This window comes from Spirillospora sp. NPDC046719 (genome assembly GCF_040645715.1).
GTDB lineage: Bacteria > Actinomycetota > Actinomycetes > Streptosporangiales > Streptosporangiaceae > Spirillospora.
The window spans coordinates 1-3,026 of record NZ_JBEYYT010000738.1; the positions used below are offsets into that span (position 1 = coordinate 1).

The following is a 3,026-nucleotide window of genomic DNA, read 5'->3' on the forward strand; positions in this document are numbered from 1 at the left end:
AAGGGTGGACGAAGTCCATCGCGAAGCGACGCCGAAGGCGCCCTTGACTTTGGAGGGGCGGCCCCGTACGCAAGCGCCACCCCACCACCCGAACATCCTTTCAACCTCGCAACGATGCCCCATTCCACCCCCAAACACGAAGCGATTCAACATGCAAACAGTTCGATCTAAGATTCCATTCACATCAGCAACGATGACGGTGACGACAATGATCAGAGGTTGACTATTCCTGGCAGGCGGGTCTGAAAGCCTAGGACGCCTACCCACATAGGCCCCAACGTGACGCGGCGGGCCGCCCACATCCCGAGGTGTGCGGCCAGGGTGAAGCAGGCGGCGCCGCCTTCCTCGCCGAGGTAGCGGCCGGCACACCTGCTCCCGGTTCCGAGCAGGCAGCGGCCACCTTGCAGGTAGGCCATGGGTCGTCTCCTCCAGCCTTCGGATGACCGACCTGCGAGACGGCGCGAAGAGACCGGACGCGAACAGACCGGACGCGAAGAGGCCGGGCGCAAACAGACCGGGCGCAAACAGATCAGGCACGCGGAAGCCCTCGCACCTAGGACGAGCGCTAGTACCAGTCGCCAGGCTGCCCGGGTTTGGTCGGAGGGCCGCCTTCCGTGTTGCGCGCCAGGTAGAGCAGCAGGCTCACCACCCCGACGGCCCCGAGCGAGAGGAAGGGGGAGATCTTGAACAGCCCGGCCACGATCAGGGCGACGGAGGCGAGCAGGCCGAGCGCGCCCGCCACCACGACGACGACCGCGAGGGCGCGGAACAGCCGGCCCAGCGCTTCGTCGATCTTCCGCAGCCACGTCATGACGGCTCGATGCCCTCGTACCGGCTGCATCCGCACGGGGTGCCGCTCTCGGTCTGGATGATGTCGCCTTCCCAGCCGACGGTGGTCTCCGTTGTGTAGGGCGGCCCTTCCACCGAGCAACTTCCCTGGCCCCGCCCGTGCGACGTCCAGTTGTGTCCGCAGCGGCGGCATGAATAGGACGTGGCCGTGTGCCAGTCGATGGACGTTCCGCTGTGGCGTCTGGGCGGCGCGTCCCAGCCGGATGCCCCTAGATAAGACGAACCGGACGGTCCCCGGCGCGGCGGCTCGGTCGATGTCTTCCGCTCCGGCGAACGCCCGGAGTTCCGGATGCCGCTGACGGTCAGCGGAAGGACGACCAGGAGGCCGAACGCCGCGAGGATATAGGCCCAGTACGGAATGAGGGCGTGCACGACTCCTGCGAAGACCAGGACCACGCAGGCGAGCAATCCCAGGGCCACCGCGGCGCCCGCCACAATGGCGACGCCGATCAGCAGCGTGCCGGACGCCTCGTCGATCCGGCTCAGCCAACCGCGTGTCGGCACGAGATCCCCCGAAAACGTCGCCAGTACGGCCAGCGTACGTGCCCGGCTCGCCTTTCCGGGAGTCGTGTCACCGAACGTTCACGTACGGGCCACAAGCCGCGTCAGCCTGCGGATGCCAGTCCGGAAAGGTCACGAGGAACGACGGAATTGCGGTCGGTGACGCGGTTGCCCAGGGACAGTTGCGGCCAGAGCCCGGACAGTTCCTGCCGGCTCCGCTCGCTCCATGCCCGGGCCTCCGGGCTGCGGGTCTTGTAGAAGTTCAGCGCGTAGCCGCCGCTGTGGACGCGGAGCAGTGTGAAGCCACCGGGGTACTCCTTGACGGCGCCGACCTCCTGCTGCACGATCTTCGGCGCCAGCGGGAACACCGACCGCTGGTTCCGGTGGGTGTGGCCGGCGTGGTGGAGGAAGACGCCGGGGGTGCGGGCGTAGGCGCCGAGAATGCGCAGCGATTGCCCGGCGTCGAGGGAATGGGCGCCGGTGGCGGACAGCGGGTCGTTCTCGGTGAAGAGCGGGTGGTGCCCGAAGACGAGCGTCGGACGGTCCGGGTCCTTCTTGAGTTCGGCCTCGAACCAGGACTGCTGTTCCGGCGACAGCCCGCCGGAGTCGCCGCCGTTCCCGGGCTTGTCATAGGTGTCGAGGCCGATGACGCGGAGCCCGTGCAGGTCGTGGGCGAAATAGCTGGGACCGGACGGGAAGAAGGCGTCCTGGAAACAGTCATTGCCCTGGTACCGGCCGACCGTGCAGGTGGAGTAGGCGGCGCCTTCGTGGGCGCGGTCGTGGTTGCCGCGGGTGACGAGATAGTCCTGCGTATAGGTGCCGAAGGTGTCGAGGATGCTCTTCGCGCTGTGCAGGTCGGCGGGGGCCGCCTCGCTGGAGACGTCCCCGGCGGCGAGCAGGTGGTCGGCGCCCCGCGCGCGGGCGTCCGCGATCAGGGCCTTCGCCATGATCTCCGGGTAGGGGGCGTGGCCCGGCACCTGCGAGATGCCCGTGATCCAGGGGAGTTGCCCGATGAGCCCGGCGACGGTCTCCCCGAGGTGCAGGTCGTTGCAGAGCGCGATGGAGAACAGTTGCCTGCCGGGCGGCGGCTGCGGCGTGGTGAACGCGAACACGTCCCCCTGCGGGACGCCCGCCGCCTGGCCGCCCGCGAGCCCGGTCGCGGTGGCGGCGACGCCGTTGGACCGCGCCTTGTAGTAATAGGTGCGGCCCGGTTCCAGATCGGTGAGTTCGACGTAGTGGTACGGCGTGCCGGACGGTCCGTGGGCCGTGCGGGTGAGGCGGGACGGGTGCGTCCCGTAGAGCACCTCGGCGTCGGACGGGGCGGGCCGCATCCGCCCCAGCCCGTCGTCGGTGCCGGGAACGCCGGTGTACCAGGTGAGGACGGCGGACGTCTCGGTCAGCGTCACCAGTTCGAGGTTCACCGGGCGGGCGGTGCCGGCGGCGCGCGCGGAGGGCGGGTCGAGGGCGGGCAGCAGGCCCGCCCCCGCCACGATCGCGCTCCAGCGCAGCAGGTCGCGGCGGCCGGGACGGCAGCAGATCATGATCGCCACGGTGGCAGCGCGGCGGCCGCGCCGCCAGACCCCTGACCGAACGTTCACCGGATCGCCGCCGGACGGCCCGGCCCGGCCCGTCGGCCCCGGCCCCGGGCGGGCCGCCGGGCGCCCGGAGCGGGATAG

3 protein-coding genes are annotated in these 3,026 nt (G+C 70.0%); all 3 read right to left on the bottom strand.

Going from position 1 to position 3,026, the window contains the following annotated elements; genetic code table 11:
- Window positions 1-565: 565 nt before the first annotated feature.
- Window positions 566-811 (bottom strand): hypothetical protein, encoded by a 246-nt coding sequence (locus ABZ914_RS49480; RefSeq protein ID WP_500201531.1) that lies wholly within the window; start codon window positions 809-811, stop codon window positions 566-568.
- Window positions 808-1,353: a hypothetical protein gene (locus tag ABZ914_RS49485; protein WP_500201532.1), complete on the bottom strand. Its 546-nt coding sequence runs from the start codon at window positions 1,351-1,353 to the stop codon at window positions 808-810. The genes ABZ914_RS49480 and ABZ914_RS49485 overlap by 4 nt, the downstream gene beginning before the upstream one ends.
- A 101-nt stretch (window positions 1,354-1,454) precedes the next feature.
- On the bottom strand, window positions 1,455-3,026 hold a 1,572-nt coding region (locus ABZ914_RS49490; RefSeq protein ID WP_500201533.1), incomplete at its 5' end, for a purple acid phosphatase family protein.

Bases quoted from the DNA above. Each gene is read 5' to 3' on its own strand.
- ABZ914_RS49480 (WP_500201531.1), bottom strand. From the start codon at position 811: ATGACGTGGCTGCGGAAGATCGACGAAGCGCTGGGCCGGCTGTTCCGC.